Consider the following 546-nt stretch of genomic DNA (forward strand, 5'->3'; position numbering starts at 1 on the left):
CGACGGAGACGACGACGAACGTGAGGACCTGGATGACCGTGTCGAAGCCGAGCCCGGAGACGACCGCCGCGGCGACGGCTCCGACCGCGAGCATGCCGAATTCCGGCATCGCGGTGACCACGAGCGGGATTCCGAGCGCCGCCGCGCCGACGAGCCACCACACCCATGCGTCGATGTCGTTCACATGGTCATGGTAGGGCCGTGGCCGGGCGGCGGACAGGGCGCGCGGGGGAGAGCGGCGGGGTCAGGACAGGGGCAGGCCCTGCGCGGTCCAGCGGTCGCCGACCTGCTCCACGACGAGCGGGAGGCCGAAGCAGAGGGAGAGGTTGCGGGAGGTCAGTTCCAGCTCGATCGGGCCGGCGGCGAGGACCTTGCCCTGGCGGATCATGAGGACGTGGGTGAACCCGGGGGCGATCTCCTCGACGTGGTGCGTGACCATGATCATCGAGGGGGCGATGGGGTCGCGGGCGAGCCGGCCGAGGCGGCGCACCAGGTCCTCGCGGCCACCGAGGTCGAGACCGGCGGCGGGCTCGTCCAGCAGGAGCA

2 pseudogenes are annotated in these 546 nt (G+C 72.2%); both read right to left on the reverse strand.

The window, feature by feature from the left end:
* Positions 1-184, reverse strand: a pseudogene (locus CCN44_RS37355) (NfeD family protein); the annotation flags it as partial.
* Between the two features lie 60 nt (positions 185-244).
* A pseudogene (locus CCN44_RS37360) lies at positions 245-546 on the reverse strand (ABC transporter ATP-binding protein); the annotation flags it as partial.

This window comes from Streptomyces tricolor, assembly GCF_002155905.1.
Classification (GTDB): Bacteria; Actinomycetota; Actinomycetes; order Streptomycetales; family Streptomycetaceae; genus Streptomyces; species Streptomyces tricolor.